The organism is Mycobacterium sp. TY814, assembly GCF_030755175.1.
GTDB lineage: Bacteria > Actinomycetota > Actinomycetes > Mycobacteriales > Mycobacteriaceae > Mycobacterium.
In genome coordinates, this window is record NZ_JAUFRY010000001.1 from 2,059,608 (window position 1) to 2,076,255 (window position 16,648).

At 64.4% G+C, this 16,648-nt stretch carries 16 protein-coding genes; 10 read left to right on the forward strand and 6 right to left on the reverse strand.

Features of this window, described 5'->3' with window-relative positions; translation table 11 throughout:
- Positions 1-17: 17 nt before the first annotated feature.
- A complete protein-coding gene (locus QXH22_RS09060; protein ID WP_306275409.1) occupies positions 18-977 on the reverse strand; it encodes a DNA polymerase domain-containing protein in 960 nt (319 codons plus the stop codon).
- Between the two features lie 92 nt (positions 978-1,069).
- Positions 1,070-1,258, reverse strand: a complete 189-nt coding sequence (locus QXH22_RS09065) for a hypothetical protein (protein ID WP_306275410.1) — start codon at positions 1,256-1,258, stop codon at positions 1,070-1,072.
- 88 nt (positions 1,259-1,346) lie between these two features.
- On the opposite strand from QXH22_RS09065, the gene QXH22_RS09070 reads away from it, so the two are divergent.
- Both QXH22_RS09070 and QXH22_RS09075 read left to right on the forward strand, forming a co-directional pair.
- Positions 1,347-2,150: a mycofactocin-coupled SDR family oxidoreductase gene (locus QXH22_RS09070; RefSeq protein WP_306242391.1), complete on the forward strand. Its 804-nt coding sequence runs from the start codon at positions 1,347-1,349 to the stop codon at positions 2,148-2,150.
- Positions 2,151-2,211: 61 nt separating this feature from the next.
- Positions 2,212-3,780, forward strand: coding sequence for a long-chain-fatty-acid--CoA ligase (locus QXH22_RS09075; protein WP_306242393.1), 1,569 nt, complete (start codon positions 2,212-2,214; stop codon positions 3,778-3,780).
- A 2-nt stretch (positions 3,781-3,782) separates the two neighbouring features.
- Here QXH22_RS09075 and QXH22_RS09080 read toward each other — a convergent pair whose 3' ends face one another.
- Complete coding sequence (locus QXH22_RS09080) at positions 3,783-5,894, reverse strand: catalase (protein ID WP_306275411.1); 2,112 nt, start codon at positions 5,892-5,894, stop codon at positions 3,783-3,785.
- A 146-nt stretch (positions 5,895-6,040) separates the two neighbouring features.
- On the opposite strand from QXH22_RS09080, the gene QXH22_RS09085 reads away from it, so the two are divergent.
- Both QXH22_RS09085 and QXH22_RS09090 read left to right on the forward strand, forming a co-directional pair.
- The gene (locus QXH22_RS09085) at positions 6,041-7,018 is read left to right on the forward strand and encodes a YihY/virulence factor BrkB family protein (RefSeq protein ID WP_306275412.1); all 978 of its coding nucleotides are present in this window, start codon (positions 6,041-6,043) and stop codon (positions 7,016-7,018) included.
- A gap of 51 nt (positions 7,019-7,069) precedes the next feature.
- A complete protein-coding gene (locus QXH22_RS09090; RefSeq protein ID WP_306275413.1) occupies positions 7,070-8,002 on the forward strand; it encodes an LLM class F420-dependent oxidoreductase in 933 nt (310 codons plus the stop codon).
- A gap of 15 nt (positions 8,003-8,017) precedes the next feature.
- Here QXH22_RS09090 and QXH22_RS09095 read toward each other — a convergent pair whose 3' ends face one another.
- Positions 8,018-9,439 carry an NAD(P)/FAD-dependent oxidoreductase gene (locus QXH22_RS09095; protein WP_306275414.1) on the reverse strand — a complete coding sequence of 474 codons (1,422 nt, stop codon included), beginning with the start codon at positions 9,437-9,439 and terminating at the stop codon, positions 8,018-8,020.
- Between the two features lie 410 nt (positions 9,440-9,849).
- Here QXH22_RS09095 and QXH22_RS09100 point away from each other — a divergent pair, with 410 nt between their 5' ends.
- The 5 genes from QXH22_RS09100 to QXH22_RS09120 all read left to right on the forward strand — a co-directional run bounded on the left by QXH22_RS09100 (position 9,850) and on the right by QXH22_RS09120 (position 12,998).
- Positions 9,850-10,176, forward strand: coding sequence for a hypothetical protein (locus QXH22_RS09100; protein ID WP_306242404.1), 327 nt, complete (start codon positions 9,850-9,852; stop codon positions 10,174-10,176).
- Between the two features lie 11 nt (positions 10,177-10,187).
- Positions 10,188-11,531 (forward strand): hypothetical protein, encoded by a 1,344-nt coding sequence (locus QXH22_RS09105; protein WP_306275415.1) that lies wholly within the window; start codon positions 10,188-10,190, stop codon positions 11,529-11,531.
- Positions 11,531-12,001 carry a hypothetical protein gene (locus QXH22_RS09110; RefSeq protein WP_306242408.1) on the forward strand — a complete coding sequence of 157 codons (471 nt, stop codon included), beginning with the start codon at positions 11,531-11,533 and terminating at the stop codon, positions 11,999-12,001. Before QXH22_RS09105 ends, QXH22_RS09110 begins: the two co-directional genes overlap by 1 nt.
- A gap of 177 nt (positions 12,002-12,178) precedes the next feature.
- Positions 12,179-12,466, forward strand: a complete 288-nt coding sequence (locus tag QXH22_RS09115; RefSeq protein ID WP_371934174.1) for a hypothetical protein — start codon at positions 12,179-12,181, stop codon at positions 12,464-12,466.
- A 55-nt stretch (positions 12,467-12,521) separates the two neighbouring features.
- On the forward strand, positions 12,522-12,998 hold the full coding sequence (locus QXH22_RS09120; protein WP_306275416.1) for a hypothetical protein: 477 nt from the start codon (positions 12,522-12,524) through the stop codon (positions 12,996-12,998).
- Positions 12,999-13,019: 21 nt separating this feature from the next.
- Here the strand turns inward: QXH22_RS09120 and QXH22_RS09125 are convergent, their stop codons facing one another.
- Both QXH22_RS09125 and QXH22_RS09130 read right to left on the reverse strand, forming a co-directional pair.
- On the reverse strand, positions 13,020-14,831 hold the full coding sequence (locus QXH22_RS09125; protein ID WP_371934175.1) for a long-chain fatty acid--CoA ligase: 1,812 nt from the start codon (positions 14,829-14,831) through the stop codon (positions 13,020-13,022).
- Between the two features lie 108 nt (positions 14,832-14,939).
- A complete protein-coding gene (locus QXH22_RS09130) occupies positions 14,940-15,659 on the reverse strand; it encodes a TetR/AcrR family transcriptional regulator (protein ID WP_306275418.1) in 720 nt (239 codons plus the stop codon).
- 155 nt (positions 15,660-15,814) lie between these two features.
- Here QXH22_RS09130 and QXH22_RS09135 point away from each other — a divergent pair, with 155 nt between their 5' ends.
- The gene (locus QXH22_RS09135; protein ID WP_371934176.1) at positions 15,815-16,645 is read left to right on the forward strand and encodes a lysophospholipid acyltransferase family protein; all 831 of its coding nucleotides are present in this window, start codon (positions 15,815-15,817) and stop codon (positions 16,643-16,645) included.
- Positions 16,646-16,648 lie beyond the last annotated feature (3 nt).

Here is a 16,648-nt window from a genome sequence, read left to right on the forward strand (position 1 = left end):
ATTGTCCTCCTTTGCGCTCACCCCTCGCGCGCCCGGCGCGCTCGGGCGCGTCGCTTCCCTTCGTGCATCGCGGCGACCCGCGCGACCGGGATGGAACGGCCTTGCTCGATGAGGTCGCTGGGCAGCCGTTGCGCCGCCGGCATCGACGCACGCCACGGGTCGCGCCCGGCAAGGGCTGCGATCGCCGTGTGCACCGTGAACTCGGCGGGGTTCACCCGGTCGAGGTCCGACCAGTCCAGCGGAAACGACACCGGTGTACCGGCGCGCAACCGGGGACTATAGGCGGCGGCGACCGTGGCGCCCCCGGCGCGCGTCGCATCGACGAAGACCTTGCCCGCGCGGTCCTCCATGATGAAAGCCGTTGTCGCCGAATCAGGATCGAGCGCTTCGGTGCGAGCGGCCAGCGCGCGGGTGGCCGCCGCGACGTCGTCGCCGGGCGCCTGGTCGTCGACCGGCACGAACACGTGTACGCCTTTGGCGCCACTGGTTTTGACCGCGCCGGCCAGGCCGCAGTCCCGCAGCGCCCGACGCACCAGGTGAGCCACCCTGACCACTGCGGCGAAGTCGCCCTCGGCTGGCGGGTCGAGATCGAGCACCAGGTGCGTCGGCCGATAAATGTTGTCGGCCAAGCCCAGCGCGGGGTGGTATTCCACCGCACGCTGATTGGCGAGCCACAGCAGGGTTCGACGGTCGTCGCACACCGGGTAGTGCACCTGGCGGTGCGATGCCTCGGCCCAGATGGCAACCGTGCGCACCCAGTCCGGTGTGTATTTCGGCACGTTCTTCTGCATGAACGGCGCCCGCCCACGCAGCACCCGCAGGACGGTGAGCGGCCGCCCGGCCAGCCCGGGCACCATTCGGTCGGCTACCGCGTCCAGGTAGTCGACCAGGTCGCGCTTGCTTGCGCCGGCATCGGGACTCAGCGGCTGGTCCAAGTTGGTGAGATCGATCCCCGCGCGCTGCTCCCCGGCGCTCATATGCAAAGCCTATGCGCTCGTTGCCGACCGGGGTCCGAACCGCCTGACGCGCGTTATCGTTGACCTTGCATGCAGTTCGTTCGAGGACAGAGTCAGATGATCGCAGCCAAGATGTTGATTGCAGCAGCGCTGACCGCGGGTTCGTTGATGGCCGCACCGCTGGCCCAGGCGAACTCTGGCCCCGGCGATCCGCCCTGTCCCCCCGCTGGATGCCAGCCGCCGCCGAAAGCCACCCCGCCACCAGTGCGGGGCGTGCTGGGATGCGTGCGCGGCGTCTGCATTCCGAACCCCCATCCGCCCTGGCAACGCCACTGATCTGAAGAGCGCCCGCCGCAATCGCATTCGCGCGCAGGGGATAACGTCTCGGCCATGGGTGCTTTGGATGGCCGGGTCGCGCTGATCACCGGAGGGGCCCGCGGGCAGGGCCGTGCACATGCGGTGGCGCTGGCGGCCGAAGGCGCGGACATCGCCGCCGCCGACGCGCCGGGGCCGATGGCCGGTCTCACCTATCCGCTGGGTACCGAGGAGGATCTGCGCGAGACCGCCAGGTTGGTCGAGAACCTCGGACGCCGTTGTCTGCCGCTCGCCGTGGACGTCCGTGACTCCGCGCAGGTCGCCGCGGCCGTCGACCAGACGCTGCACGAGCTGGGCAGCCTGGACATCGCCGTGGCCAATGCCGGCATCGTCAGCACCGGACCGCTGGACGAGGTCAGCGACCAGGTGTGGCAACAGCTCGTCGACACCAACCTGACCGGCGTTTTCCATACCCTGCGAGCCGTCATTCCCGTGATGCGTCGGCAGCGCTTCGGCAGGATCGTGGTGACTTCATCGATGGGTGGCCGGATGGGGATCCCGGATCTCGCCGCGTACAACGCCACCAAGTGGGGCATCATCGGGCTCGCCAAATCCGTCGCCCTCGAGGTCGCCAAAGAGGGCATCACCGTCAACGTCATCTGCCCGACCACCACCCAGACGCCGATGGTGCAGCCTGCCGGCGGCGACGATGTTCCCGACGATCTGGTGCGGCGCATGATGCGGGCCAACCCGATACCTCAACCGTGGCTGCAGCCCGAAGACGTCAGCCGCGGCGTCGTGTATCTGGTCACCGACCCGGGGGTCATCACGGGCAGCGTCCTGGAGGTCGGACTGGGCGGCAGCGCCCGCATACACTGATGTGCCTCCGCAAAGGGATGATGTGCTTACCAGTAGGCACCGGACGTGGAAGGCTCTTGACATGCCTGACCTAGCAGACCCCCGTTTTCTGGATGACCGCCTCGCGCACTGGGCCGCCACCAAGCCCGACGACGAGGCGATCGACTACCTGGACCGCAACTGGACCTGGGCGCAGTGGAACGACCGCGTGCGCCGTCTGGCCGGCGCGCTGAAGGCCTTCGGGATCAAGCGCGGCGATGTGGTGGCCTTCCTGGACAAGAACCATCCGGCGTGTGTCGAGTTGACCTTTGCCGCCGCATCATTGGGCGCGGCCAACGCGATCATCAACTTCCGGCTCGCGGCCGACGAACTCGACTACGTGCTCAACGACTCCGGGGCCAAGGTATTGATCGTCGGGGCGGAGTTGAAGCCGAGCATCGACAAGATCCGCGGCGACCTCACCCACGTCGAGCACGTCATCACGGTGACACCCGAAGGCGGCGACGCCGACGAGTATGAGGCACTGCTGGCCGGGGCGGCGCCGGCCAACCGCGCCGACGATGTCGAACCCGACGACGTGAGCATCATCATGTACTCCTCGGGTACCACCGGGCGCCCCAAGGGGGTGCAGCTGACGCAGGCCAACATGATCGCGCACACGGTCAACGCCCACGAAGGTTTCGAATTCGACCCCGGCGACAAGAGCATGGTGTCGATGCCGCTGTTCCACGTCGGCGGCTCGTCCTACGTGCAGTTCGGCATTCACGACGGGGTGCCGAGCGTGATGACGCGCGATGTCGACGGGATGACGCTGGCCGGGGCAATCCTCAAGGGCGCCAACCGAACATTCCTGGTGCCCGCGGTGCTGGCGAAGGTTCTGGAGTCCGGTGAGGACGCGGTGAAGCTGTTCGGCGCGCTCAAGACCTACTCGTACGGCGCCTCACCGATGCCGCTGCCGTTGTTGCGTGCGGCGCTGGAAGCCTGGCCCAACACCGACTTCATCCAGGCCTACGGGCTGACCGAATTGTGCGGTGTGATCAGCCATCTACTGCCCGACGCCCACCGTGCCACCGACCACCCGGAGCGGCTCAGCAGTGCGGGAACGCTGGTGCCGGGCGCGGAGGTGCGTGTCGTGGACCCCTACACGCTCAAGGACGTGGCGGCCGGCGAGCAGGGCGAATTGTGGTTCCGCTCAGCGCAGTTGATGAAGGGCTACCACAACAAACCGGAGGCGACGGCCGAGGCCATCACCGAGGACGGCTGGTTCCGCACCGGAGACATCGGCCGGGTCGACGACGGTGGCTACGTCTTCGTCGAGGACCGGCTCAAGGACATGATCATCTCGGGCGGCGAGAACATCTATTCGATCGAGGTCGAGCAGGTGCTGGCCGAACATCCGGCGGTGACGGAGGTCGCGGTGATCGGAGTGCCCGACGAGAAGTGGGGCGAGGTGGTCAAAGCCGTTGTCGCAGTGGAGGGTGAAGCCACCGAGGAAGAGATCATCGCGTTCGCCCGGGAACGGCTGGCCGCCTACAAATGCCCGAAAACGATCGACTTCGCCGATGAACTGCCGCGCAACCCGACCGGCAAGATCCTCAAGAAGGAGCTGCGCAAGCCGTACTGGGAGGGCCGCGACCGCGCGACCGTGTGAGGTCAGCGCGCCGGCGCGACCTCGGACGCCATCACGTCGATCGCCCGCTCCCACACCCGGTGCAGCCCAACCGCTTTGGTCAACGCCGCGGTGAACTTGCGGTCGATCTTGTCGGTAACCAGCACGCCGGGACCGTCCAACGGGATGCCCGCGGCCGTCAGTGCCGCCGTCCCGTCGCCCCATGCTCCGATCGGCTTGCAGTGCCGGTATGCCTCCTGCAGCAACAGAACCAGCTTCAGGTCGGTGGCCGGCTTCGTTCCGGCGGCCACCACCACCGCGTCGAACTCGATGGACCTCGCGGTCAGCAATGTCCGCTCGACGATCACACTGCGCCGACCGGCTTTCAAGACACCGCCGATCGGTGCGGTCACCAGTGGCGTGGCGTTGAGCCCCAGGATCGCGTCGACGAGTTTCGACACGCCACCGAGGTCGGAGTCGGCGCCGGCGATGATGCCGATCTTGCGGCCATCGATCGGGCCGGGGGTTTCCACCACCTGAGACAGGGCGGGCGAGAGCACAACATCCTTGGGCGGGTTGCCTTTCGGCACCGGCAGTCCCAGCCCGACGGCCACCTGTTTGCACAGGCCCGCGTCGACATTGGCAAGAACTTGCAGCTGCCGTTCCTTGATCGCCTGCTCGTAGCACTTGCCGAGTTCGAAGGTGAACGCCTCGACGATGTGCGCCTGCTCGACGGTGGACAGGCTGCGGTAGAACATCGCCGGCTGGGTGAAGTGATCCTCGAACGACGACGGGTTCTCCCGGACCGTCGGCCCCTGCACCTGGCGCGGCGTCTGCACGTATCCGCCCTCGTCGGCACCGGCGACCAGCGGCTCCCCGTCGTCGATGCTGTTGGGACGGTACGGTGCCTGCCCCGCGTGAATCGCCGTCTGGTGCATGCCGTCCCGCAGCATGTCGTTCACCGGGCAGTGTGGCCGGTTGATCGGTAGCTGGGTGAAGTTCGGGCCGCCGAGGCGGGTCAGTTGGGTGTCCAGATAGGAGAACAACCGGGCCTGCAGCAGCGGGTCGTTGGTCGGCTCGATGCCGGGTACCAGGTTGCCCAGGTGGAAGGCCACCTGCTCGGTCTCGGCGAAATAGTTGGTCGGATTGCCGTTGAGGGTCAGCTTGCCGATCAGCTGCACCGGCACCATCTCCTCGGGCACGATCTTCGTCGGGTCCAGCAGATCGATGCCCTCGAAACTGTCGGTGCCGTCGTCCGGCATGACCTGGATGCCGAGCTCGTATTCGAGCGGGGCACCCGCCTCGATGCCGTCGGCCATGTCGCGGCGGTGGAAGTCGGGATCGACACCGGCCGCGATCTGTGCCTCTTCCCAGACCTGGGAATGCACACCGGCCACCGGCTTCCAGTGGAATTTGACCAGGCTGGTTTTGCCCTTCTTGTTCACCAGCCGGAAGGTGTGGACACCGAATCCCTCCATGGTGCGATACGACCGCGGAATGCCTCGGTCGCTCATGTTCCAGAGCACGTGGTGGGTGGCCTCGGTGTGTAGCGAGACGAAATCCCAGAACGTGTCGTGCGCCGACTGAGCCTGCGGGATCTCCCGGTCGGGATGAGGCTTGGCGGCGTGCACCACGTCGGGGAACTTGATGCCGTCCTGGATGAAGAACACCGGAATGTTGTTGCCCACCAGGTCGAAATTGCCTTCGTCGGTGTAGAACTTGACCGCGAATCCTCTCGTATCGCGGACGGTGTCGGCCGACCCGCGTGAGCCCAGCACCGTCGAGAAGCGGCAGAACACCGGCGTCTTCTTGCCTTTGCGCGCCAGGAAGCCGGCCCTGGTCACCGACGCGGCGGTGCCGTAGGACTCGAACACGCCGTGCGCCGCGGCGCCGCGGGCGTGCACGACCCGTTCCGGGATGCGTTCGTGGTCGAAGTGGGTGATCTTCTCGCGAAGGTGGAAGTCCTCGAGCAGGGTCGGGCCGCGGTTACCGGCTTTCAGGGAGTGGTCGGTGTCGGGAAGACGCAGTCCCTGCGCGGTGGTCAGGTACCTGCCGCCCTGGGCCCGTGCGTCGTGGTCACCGACCTCTCCGTTGGTGTTGCCCGTGGCGCTGGTTCGCTTGGGGGCGGTCTGGTCGGGCTGGCGGCGCGGTGGCATGGCTGCTCCAAAGCTGGATCGTCGATTACGGGCGCTCGGGTACCCGGAACTTTCCGCCTTAAGCGGGAACGATTGACCGTTTGCGCGTGCGGGTACTTCCAGCGGCAGCCCTTGTTCCGGGCCCTGGCAGATTGAAGTGAGCGGCGATGGTCGGCTGGCTGGACAGATTGCAGCAGCGCAATCGCACCGTGGGTGTTGCCATCGCGGTGGTCTACAAGTACCTCGACGATCAGGGCGGCTATCTGGCCGCGCTGATCACCTACTACACCTTTGTGTCGCTCTTTCCGCTGCTGTTGTTGCTGACCACCGGCCTTGGGGTGCTGCTGGCCGGCAGACCCGACCTGCAGGCGCAGGTGCTGCAGAGCACGTTGAGCCAGTTCCCCGTCATCGGCAGTCAGCTGCACCAGCCTGAAGGTCTCAGCGGGGGCGCCGGCGCGGTCGCGGTGGGTATTGTCGGCGCCCTCTACGGCGGTTTGGGTGTCGGGCAGGCGCTGCAGAACGCCATGGATTCGGTGTGGGCGGTGCCGCGCCACGAGCGCCCCGATCCGATCCGGTCCCGCGTCCGCAGTTTCATCCTGCTGCTGGTGCTCGGTTCGGCGGCCCTCGTGACCACCTTGCTGTCCGCGATCGCGCACGTAACGGACGCACTCGGGCCATTCGGAAGAATCGGGGTCGCGCTGGCGGCGGTGGGCATCAACGCCGGGATCTGTCTGGTGGCCTTCCGGGTGACCACCGCACGGGAGCTGACCTACCGGCAGGTGCTCCCGGGAGCGCTTGCGGCGGCCGTCGTGTGGCAGATCCTGCAGTGGTTCGGCGCCGGTTACATCGGCCACGTGGTGAAAACCTCGAGTGCAACCAACAGCGTGTTCGCATTGGTCCTGGGAATGTTGGCGTTCCTGTTCCTGGTGTCTTCGACTCTGGTGCTATGTGCCGAGATCAACGTGGTGCTGGTCGAAGGATTGCACCCCCGTTCCCTGCTCACTCCGTTCACCGACGACGCGGATCTCACCCCCGCGGACCGCAAGACCTACACCAGGAAAGCCAAAGCCGAACGGGTCAAAGGCTTTCAGCGCGTCAGTGTCCGGTTCAACGATTCCAACCGTAAACCCACTGGCGTATCCTGAACCGACCGTGCCGCTATCACGTTGCGGTGCAAGCAGATACCGAAGGAACTCATGGACTTCCGCGCTTTCGTCGAGCCGCAGCAGGGTGCCACCTACGCCGACCAGCTGGCCGTTGCCCGGTCCGCCGAGGATCTCGGCTTCGACGCGTTCTTCCGCTCCGATCATTACCTGGCCATGAGCGGTGACGGCGGGCCGGGACCCACCGACTCGTGGGTGACGCTTGGTGCGATCGCCCGTGAGACGTCGCGCATCCGGTTGGGCACGCTGGTGACGTCGGCAACCTTCCGCTATCCGGGGCCGCTGGCCATCGTGGTGGCGCAGGTGGACGAAATGAGCGGTGGGCGTGTGGAATTCGGACTCGGCAGCGGCTGGTTCGAAGCAGAGCATCAGGCGTACGGGATACCGTTTCCGTCGGTACGGGAACGGTTCGACCGGCTCACCGAACAGCTCGCCGTCATCACCGGGTTGTGGACGACACCGAAGGGAGAGACCTTCGGTTACGCGGGCGAGCACTACACGATCGCCGACTCGCCGGCACTGCCCAAGCCGGTGCAGGACCCGCATCCGCCGATCGTGATCGGCGGTACCGGCGCCAAACGGACCCCAGCGCTGGCCGCCCGGTACGCGGCCGAGTTCAACGTGCCGTTCGCGACGATCGACGTGGTCGGCAAACAATTCCAGCGAGTAGCGGACGCCGTCGCGGCGGCAGGCCGCGCGCCCGATTCCATCGTCTACTCGAGCGCTTTCGTCTTGTGTGCCGGCCGCGACGAGGCTGAGGTGGCGCGGCGCGCCGCGGTGATCGGCCGGGAGGTCGACGAGATGCGCTCCAACAGCCCGCTGGTCGGCACGCCGTCCGAGATCGTCGACAAGCTGGGGCCGTGGAGCGAACTGGGCGTGCAACGCGTGTATGCGCAGGTGCTCGACATGTCGGATCTGGCGCATCTGGAGCTGTTGGCCAGTGACGTGATGCCGCAGGTGCGGTAGTCGCCGGTGCCGCCCTCAGGCGTTTCGGCCGAGTCTTCGCAGCGCTGCCCGGGCGGCGAGGTGGCCGCACATGCCGTGCACGCCGCCACCCGGTGGCGTCGACGCCGAGCAGAGATAGTAGGAGTCGACGCCGAGCCAATAGGGGTCGACCGCCAGTCGTGGCCGCGCAAAGAAGGCCCTGATGTCCATGGACCCACCGTTGATGTCGCCGCCCACATTGTTCGGGTTCACCCGTTGCAGGTCGCGGGGCCGGTGTTCGGCGACGGCCGCGATGCGGTCCCGGAAACCGGGCGCGAATCGCTCGACCTGCCGCAGTATCGCCGGGGTGGCATCGCCGGTGAAACCGTGTGGCACGTGCGCATAGGCGTAGATGGGTACCAGCCCGCCGGTGGCCCTGCCCGGGTCCATCAGCGCCTGCTGCGCGACGATGACAAAGGGGCGCTCCGGCAGCTGCCCTCTGGCGGTGGCACGTTCGGCAGCGACGACGTCCCGCTCGCTGCCACACACGTGCACGGTGCCGGCCCGGCGGGCTTCGGGGTTGGCCCATGGAACCCCTTCGTGCACAGCCAAATCCAGCTTGTAAGCCGCCGGCCCGTAGCGTTGCCTGCCCAACGCCCGACGCACCCGCACCGGCAGACGTGCACCAAGTAGCTTCGACGGGAGGCCGGGACCGGTGTCGAAAAACACCATGTCGTATCCCGTCAGCTGGCTCAATTCGCAAACGTCGACGCCGATTTCGATCCGGCCGCCGAGTGAACGCAGGATTCCGGCGAGCCCGTCCGCGAGTCGGGCGGTTCCACCGACGACACAAGGCCAGCCGTACCGGTGGGCAATCGCGCCGAACATCATCGCGAAGGCCGCGGTCGGCGGTCGGCTCAGCGGTACCCAGGCGTGCGCCGCGTTGCCGGCGAACAGGGCCCGCGCCTGCCGGGTACGAAACCAGCGGGCCATCGCCGTTGCCGGCATCATCGCTGGTAAACCGAACATTGCCAGGCGAACTGGTCGGTGCGGGACCTTGAGCACGGGCGACAACAGATCGTTGGCGAGTTCGTCATAGTTGCGGGCCAACGGACCGAACAGAGCCGACCAACGCCGGCCGTCAGCGCCGAGCCCCTCAGCCGTCTGCGGCAGGGAGCGGTACAGAACGCCGGCCGCGCCCCCATCGAGCGGATGCGCCAGATCGATGTCCGGCCACGCCCACCGCACACCATGCGATTCCAGGTCCAGCGATTTCATGAATGGCGATGACACCGCCGTCGGAACAATGGCCGCGCAGTGATCGTGCAGCAGACCCGGCAGCGTCTGCTCGCCGGATCGCAGACCACCGCCAACTGTCGTCGCCGATTCGACGACAGTGACGGTGATCCCTGCCCTGGCGAGGGTGATCGCCGCGGACAATCCATTAGGGCCTGAACCCACCACCAGGGCCGTGGTCATCGCGGACCCACCGACCGGTGGGCTTTCTTGGCGGCGACACCGTCGTGTTCATCGACAGCCAGCGGTACGCACACTGTCGGCATGGTCCACCCCCGGGCGCCGGATGTTGAACAGCGTACCGCTCACCACCCCGGCCGGCGTCGGTGAGCGATGCTCAGTGCGAAGTCAGTTGTCGTTGTTCACTTTTCATGCATACCGAGATTAGTGATTGCCAACCACTAACCCATCTGAGCGGAGGACGACCCGATCGCTTCTTGGTCACGCAGCAATTGCTGGCAGAGCGCGTGGTGCTCGCGAGCTGGCGGCAGGCATGCCGACTGTTCTTGGGGGCTTGAGTATCTGAAGTGACATGCCAATTCTGCCCGGTAGGCTTGGGCGACTTTCACTGAGTTCGTCGCGAGGAAATTGATGTGACGGGACAAGTCCTGCGAGCAGATCTGGAGGCGTTGGCGCGGTTGAAGCCGGACATCGACCGGTTGGCCGCCGAGGTAAGCCAGGGCGTGCCCGGGCTGATCATGATGGACGGAGTGGTCGACGCTGGAGCGGTGCCGTCTTTGGCTGCGGCCCAACAGATGTCGACGCGAACCTTGCCGGTGATCAGGGCTGCGGTGGCCGGTCGATTCACGAGGATCGCGGAGTTGATCGATCTGGCACGCCAAGGTTTCATTGCCAGCGAGGATGAGCTCCTGAACGTGGTTCATACGATGCCTACCCTGCTGCGGACGGCAGCAGGGTAGCGCTTTGCGTCATGTCGACCAAATCGCAGATCCTGCAGACCGACCCGCAGCGGGTACTCGACCTGATCGACGGTTGGATAACCAGCGTCGCGATGTTGGAGCAGCACGCGGAAGACTACCTTGGCCACGTGCAGCGTCCAGGGGGTTCCTACTGGGAAGGCGCAACCGCCGAAGCGGCCAAAGAGCTTTCCCGACAAGACTTTCAAGCTGTGGCGAAGCTCCGCGACACCATAGATCTTGCCGCCCGACAGATCAGCAACACGGTCAGTTCGTCATTAATGCCACCGCTGGCCAACGCCAAACAGATCATCGCCAACGCCGAGTCCAATCGCGGGGTTCACGTCAACGACGATCGGACCATCACCTACGACCCGCCGGAGGGCACCAACACGGTAGCTGCCGAGGCGAATGCCAGGATCGTGGCCGAAGCGGAGGCCGAGCTAAAGTCTGAAGCCGCAAAATGGTGGGCTGCGGAGAACGCCGTCGCAGACCAGATCGAGAAGGCAGAAACCGCTGCCGGCGACATCATCAACCTCGCCGCGGCGCTGCCCCGCAAATCACCCTCAACCGCCGCGACGGGCAAGCCTCGCATACAGCTCGTCGATCGGCACACTCCCCTGCCCGAGGATCCAGCGCCCATGCCGCCGACCGATCCGCGGATGACGACTGAGCAGGCCCGGGCTGCCTATGGCCAGCTGCAGGGAGAAATCAGTCACCACAATTCGAATCCGCCCCCGGCAAGCGACGCCGGCGCGGTGAATACCTACAACAACAATGCTGATGCGCTGAACGCCCGAAAGGCTGCGCTCGAAGCCGAACTGGGCAAATCGGAGACTGTGCCGGCGCAGAGATCGCACTTCGTGCCCGACTGGGCACACCCGGCACCTGAACACTTGCCGGTGCCAGCTAGCCATCGGTTCGACCTGAGCACCCCTCACGCGCAAGAGCTGGGGACCGATCCTGGCATCGGAGGAAGGTTCCGCCCTGGTGAAGCCGAGACGGGATTACGTGTGGAGGCCGAGCGCGGTATACAGCTGGTACGGAGTCCGCATGAGGGCGTCGACTGGATTGACCCTACGACTGGGAAAACTTACGATGCAATGGGCAATTTTGATCAGAGACATCTCAAAATGAACATATTCCTTCCTGAAATCGAGCGCCACGCCGCCAAGTCCGATTATGTTCCCGTGGATGTTTCTCAATTCAGCGCCGAGCAACGATCTATTATCAGACGATTCATTGTCGAACTTCGCAATCCGAAGGGTTTTCATAGTGGGAGACTACGGCAGTGTCGGGTGACATCTTCTTTCTTCAACATAACTGGTCGGGCTCAGGCGCGTCGGTCGAGTTTGTAATGGAGTTTTTGGCCAGCCGGGTGCGCGATCCCTCGGTAAGCGAAGAACTATCCGACATGATCCGGGACAACGTAGTCTTGCTGGACCTCAGCGATCCAGCATCTTCAGAACTGGTCGACCTTATCATCGACGAGTTACCAAACCATATCGCCACCTTGGAAGACACCCGGTTGCGAGATCATCTAACAAAAATATTCGCGAATCTACTTTGCTATGCCAGGGAGCAACGCAGCTATAACCGCGATCCAAGCCAAGACACATGTTTCACGATGGGCCCATACCCGGCGCGGTATTTTCGTTTGGACAATCTGATGTCATCAGCGCTGCGCCAGTTGACTAAGACGGACTTTGTCCGCATCGACGTGTCGGACTACACGACCGAGCAACGCGCTCTGGTGCGAGATTACGTCGACAAACTTGGCAATCCGCGGGTACTTGTCGTTGGGGATGATCGACCGACAACGCAGTAGCGACTCAAGTGGCAAAGATGAGGCGGATCTTTGAGTTCTGTTCGCAGCAAAATGCAACAGGTCCGACAGTTGTCAACAGCCGCGCGGTCGAGTCGCAACCTCTGCCACAGGTGACAAGCACTTTGGGCGGCACATGCAGGGAGTTTTGACCTGAGTGAAGCTGAGACAGGTTTGCGGGTGGAAGCCGAGCGAGGAGTCCAGCTTGCGCGAAGCCCGCACGAAGGTATGGACTGGATCGACATAAGGACCGGCAAAGCCTACGACGCGATCGGTAACTTCGACGGAAAATATTTGGATACGGATCAATTCCTCTCCAAATTAACCAACCATCTCGACAAAGCCGATTATGTACCTGTGGATGTGTCGCAATTCAGCGCTGAGCAGCGTTCGGACATCAGAAGGTTTATCGACACGCTCGGCAACCCGAACGTATTAATAGTGGGAGATTACGGCAGTCGCAGGTGACATATTATTTCTGCAACACCATTGGTCGAGTTCACGGGGTGCAGTCCTGTTCGTAATGGAATTTTTGGCCAGTCGTGTGCGTGACCCCTCGATAGGCAGGCACCTTGCCGACATGGCTCGAGCCAACGTCGACCTTCTAGACCTCAGCGATCCGTCGTCTGTCGAACTTGTCGACCTGATTGTCGAAGAATTGCCTGGCTATGTGGCACGTTTGCACAACGCCGAGCAACGTGAATACCTTTCGAGGGTTTTCGCTGACCGGTATAAATACGCCCGAGAGCAGCAGAATTACAACCAAGACCCATTACAAGATACTTACTTCACGATCGGGCCAAACCCAGCCAGGTATTTCCGCCTAGATAACCTCGAGCGGCGCATTGTCTCGCAATTGAGTAAAACGGACTACGTCCGTATCGACGTGTCGGAATACACTCCGGAACAACGCGCGCTGGTGCGCGAATACGTAAAGCACCTGGGAAACCAACGGGTGCTTATCGTGGGCGATGACGACGCAAGACCAATTGATTGGTAACGGATCGATACCCGCGGCTTTTCACACGTAGAACCCGTCGATAACCTGCTTGTTGTTCTGCTCGACCACCGCCCGCTTCAACTTGAGCGACGGCGTGAGTTCCCCTGTGTCGACTGACAATTCGTGATCGATCAGCTCCCATTTCTTGATGGTCTCCCATCGGTTGAGTTCGCTGTTGAGCTGTTGCACGTAGCCGTCGACCATCTCGCGCACCTTGGCGTTGCGGGTGAGCTCGGCGAACGACATCTCCGAAAGCCCTTGCTCCTGAGCCCATTTGGTCAGCGCGTCACCATCCAGGGCGATCAGCGCGACACAGTAATTGCGCGCTTCCCCGAACACGATGAACTGGCTGGCATACGGGCAGAGCGCCATGAACTTCGCTTCGATGGCCGGCGGTGCGACGTACTTGCCGCCGGATGTTTTGAACAGCTCCTTGATGCGGCCGGTAATGGTGAGGAACCCGTCGGAATCGAGGCTGCCGCGGTCGCCGGTGCGAAGCCATCCGTCCTTCGTCATCGCCTCTTCGGTCTTTTCGGGCAAATGGTGATAGCCGGTCATCACCAACGGACCGTGCAGCTGTATTTCCCCGTTGTCGCCGATGCGCACGTCCGTGCCGTCGAAGGGCAGGCCAACCGTGCCGAGCTTGTAGTTGTCGGGCCGGTTGATGAAGCCGGCGCCGGCGGATTCGGTGAGCCCGTAGCCTTCCAGGACGAGCACTCCGGCGGCGAGGAACCACTCGGCGATCTCCCGGTTAAGAGGCGCGGACCCGGAGACGAAGAATCGCAGCCGGCCACCGAAGACGTCGCGGACCTTGCTGAACACCAGACGGTCGAACAGCTGAACCTGAAGCTTGAGTGGCAGCGGCACCGACCTGCCGTCACGGCGCCGACGCGATACCTCAAGACCGACGCGGAACGCCTGGTCGAACAGCCGGGCCTTGATGCCACCGGCGCCCTGGCTCGTCATGACGATCCGGGCGTGCGCCTTTTCGAAGATGCGCGGCACCGCGGCCATGAACGTCGGTTTCACTGCGCCCATGTTCTCGACGATCTTGTCGACGCGACCGTCGACCGCGCTGACGAATCCGCAGGCGAGCTGGCTGGCGAGCAGCACCTTCCCGAACGAGTGGGCGAGCGGCAGCCACAGGACGTGCAGGTCGTCTTCGCCGAGGAGTCCCTCGTTGTGAATGAATTCCGCCGCCGACGTCCACGACCGGTGCGCCAGGCGCACTCCCTTCGGACGTCCGGTGGTTCCCGAGGTGTAAATGAGGGTGGCCAGCGACTCGCTGGTCACCGTGGCCGCGGCGTCAACGACCGACGTCGGATGTTCCTGGAGGTACGCGGCGCCGCGGCGGGCGAATTCGTCGAAGGTGATGACCCAGTCGCCGTCGCCCTCGCCGTCCATGACCACGACGAGGCGAACGTCCGGAAGGTCGCCGCGGTTCTCGGCGAGTTTCGCGACCTGCGAGGCGTCCTCGGCGAAGACGATCTGAGACTCCGAGTCGGCCACGATATACGTGGCGTCGGCCGCATGCGTGCTGGGGTACACGGTCGTCGTCGCCGCACCGGCGCACATGACGGCAAGGTCGGCCAGGATCCACTCGTAGCGGGTGCTCGCCATGATCGCGACGCGCTGTTCGGATTCGATGCCCGAGGCGAGCAGCCCTGCCGCGAGTTGCTGCACGCGATCGGCGGTCTCCCGCCAGGTCACCGACACCCACCGGTCGTCGCGCAAGTGCCGAAAAGCCTCCTTGCCGGCTGAAGCGCCGACTCGATCCAGGAACATCGAAGCCAGATTTGCCTTGGGTGCAGCGCTTACCGACGACACGGTCATCCCTTCGTGTTGGCCATCTCACTAGGAAGTATGAGAGCTGCCGACAATGCCAGCTACATCGCACCGGGGCAATGGTCAGCCGCAGGTTTGCGACAGGTTTCCTTTTGTTCAACCAGCCGAAGCATCGGGCTGGATCATCTGCAACGCGGCGACCCGGCCCTGCCGGAGAAACTCGATGACCTCAGCCGCGGTAACCCCGATCTGTTTCTTGTTGGCACGTTCAGGACCGAGCAGAGCGGTGACCGCGGCGCCCAGGACACCGAGAGCATCATCGACGACGACCGGAGCGGCGCCGACCAGCGACATCGCCACCCCGGTAATGAGTCCGTACAGCGCGAACGTCTGATCGGCAATGTCCCAATCGTTGCGCGCCAACGCATTTCGGCGCCAGATCGGAAGTACGGCCTTGAGCACCGCACCGGGTCCCAGCGCGTCGCGAAACGCCACGGAGCGCGGGTCGCGGGCAAGGACGCCGAGCAAGTCTTCATCCTGACTCTGCAGGGCGGCCACCAGTGGCTTGCCGGTCGCGATCTCCAGCATCAGCGGACAGAACTGCGACGGGCGGGCGAGATCGGGTTGCGCGGTAAGTGTCTGGATCAAATCGTCGAGAAGACCGAGGAAGCCGCGGCCGATCAGACCGATCAAGAGGTCTTCCTTGGTCGGCCAGTACAGGTAGACGGTGCCTTTCCCCACGTGTGCCCGCTGCGCGACATCGGCGACGGTGAATCCTTTTGCGCCCCGGCCGAGCAGGAGATCGTTGGCCGCCTCGAGCAGCCTGGCCGCCTTGGCCGAGTGCTGTTCGGGCAGCTCACTCGCGGATCCGCTCACGGGAGTGAATATATCCGCCCGCCCGCCTCCCCGACTAGGCATACTGACCATATTGGTCATTTGGTCAGTGTAGGGCTAGCATCGGATGCGGTGACCCCCGTGAGATGGGATGGAAGATGAGCGATTTGGTCGATCAGTCCGACCGCGTCAAAGCGATGCAGCAGGCGATCTTCGGCGTGGCCGATCGATTGAACCCGGTTGTGGATCTGTGCAAGCCCTACGTCGACGGGATGGACAACCTTCCGCGCGACGGCCGCTTCCTGCTGGTCGGCAACCACACTTCGTGGGGCCTGGGCGAGATTGTCCTGATCCCCTATTTCGTGCACCGCGAACTCGGCGTTCGGGTTCGCGGCCTCGCCTCCCGCACCCTGGCGCAACAGCGCGGCTTCACCGCCGATCTACTTGCCGCGGCCGGTGCAGTGGTCGGCAACCCGGAGAACGGCGCGGAATTGATGAGACACGGCGAAGCGCTCTTGGTGTTCCCGGGAGGCGGTCGCGAGATGCCGAAGTTCAAAGGCGAGGACTACCGGCTGTTCTGGGAGGGCCGTAGCGGCTTCGCGCGCCTGGCCATCGCCCACGACTATCCGATCATTCCGGTCGGACTGGTCGGCGGCGACGACATCTATCACAGCCTCGTGGAACGGAATTCCCGCTGGGGACGGGTCGGCCGCCTGTTCACCAAACATGTTCTGCGCCAACCCGAAGTCAACATCCCCCTCGTCAGAGGTCTCGGGCCGACGCTCGTCCCACGGCCGCAACGGATGTACATACGATTCGGCGCTCCGATCGACACGCGCAAACCGTCCCGCGTGCCGGCCGCCCAGTGGGAAGCCACCGTCAAACAGCGCAGCCAAACCGCACTCGAAACCCTGCTCGCCGATCTTCAGTTGCTCCGTGAAACGGACCCGTTCCGGAATCTGAGCCCACTGGCGTGGCGAAGCGCCGTATCCGGAGCGAGGCCGCGCGAGGACGCGCAGGCCGGTTGACGT

Coding starts and splice junctions, on each gene's coding strand:
- QXH22_RS09060 (WP_306275409.1), bottom strand. CDS start 977: ATGAGCGCCGGGGAGCAGCGCGCGGGGATCGATCTCACCAACTTGGAC.
- QXH22_RS09065 (WP_306275410.1), bottom strand. CDS start 1,258: ATGCAGACGCCGCGCACGCATCCCAGCACGCCCCGCACTGGTGGCGGG.
- QXH22_RS09070 (WP_306242391.1), top strand. CDS start 1,347: ATGGGTGCTTTGGATGGCCGGGTCGCGCTGATCACCGGAGGGGCCCGC.
- QXH22_RS09075 (WP_306242393.1), top strand. CDS start 2,212: ATGCCTGACCTAGCAGACCCCCGTTTTCTGGATGACCGCCTCGCGCAC.
- QXH22_RS09080 (WP_306275411.1), bottom strand. CDS start 5,894: ATGCCACCGCGCCGCCAGCCCGACCAGACCGCCCCCAAGCGAACCAGC.
- QXH22_RS09085 (WP_306275412.1), top strand. CDS start 6,041: ATGGTCGGCTGGCTGGACAGATTGCAGCAGCGCAATCGCACCGTGGGT.
- QXH22_RS09090 (WP_306275413.1), top strand. CDS start 7,070: ATGGACTTCCGCGCTTTCGTCGAGCCGCAGCAGGGTGCCACCTACGCC.
- QXH22_RS09095 (WP_306275414.1), bottom strand. CDS start 9,439: ATGACCACGGCCCTGGTGGTGGGTTCAGGCCCTAATGGATTGTCCGCG.
- QXH22_RS09105 (WP_306275415.1), top strand. CDS start 10,188: ATGTCGACCAAATCGCAGATCCTGCAGACCGACCCGCAGCGGGTACTC.
- QXH22_RS09110 (WP_306242408.1), top strand. CDS start 11,531: ATGGAGTTTTTGGCCAGCCGGGTGCGCGATCCCTCGGTAAGCGAAGAA.
- QXH22_RS09120 (WP_306275416.1), top strand. CDS start 12,522: ATGGAATTTTTGGCCAGTCGTGTGCGTGACCCCTCGATAGGCAGGCAC.
- QXH22_RS09125 (WP_371934175.1), bottom strand. CDS start 14,831: ATGACCGTGTCGTCGGTAAGCGCTGCACCCAAGGCAAATCTGGCTTCG.
- QXH22_RS09135 (WP_371934176.1), top strand. CDS start 15,815: ATGCAGCAGGCGATCTTCGGCGTGGCCGATCGATTGAACCCGGTTGTG.